1 pseudogene is annotated in these 319 nt (G+C 60.2%); it reads right to left on the reverse strand.

What is annotated here, in order from left to right:
- Positions 1–314, reverse strand: a pseudogene (locus tag SB822_RS55880) (glycosyltransferase family 1 protein); the annotation flags it as partial.
- Positions 315–319: the final 5 nt, after the last annotated feature.

The raw sequence follows: 319 nt of genomic DNA on the forward strand, positions 1-319 counted from the left end.
TGCGGCGGATCGTGTTCGATATACACGCGCGGCAAGCGGCGCTGCGCGTCGCTCAACACATGCTCGCGGTCGTATTCCCAATGCGTCTTGTGCTGATACAGGATCACGTCGAACTCCTGATCCGGCACGTCGTCCGCATTGATTTCGTGGACGTTGTCGCCCCACGGCAACACGCCCACTTTGCCTGCATAGCCAGGCGGATGACCCGGCTTCGTCACCAGATAAAAATCGTGCGGCGCCTGTGTCAGGTAGTACAGGTAGTTGCCGTGCACGTGCCATGTCAGCACACGGAGACGGCGGCAGTTACGCAGCATGGTGC

It is taken from the genome of Paraburkholderia sp. SIMBA_054, from assembly GCF_046534875.1.
Classification (GTDB): domain Bacteria; phylum Pseudomonadota; class Gammaproteobacteria; order Burkholderiales; family Burkholderiaceae; genus Paraburkholderia; species Paraburkholderia hospita.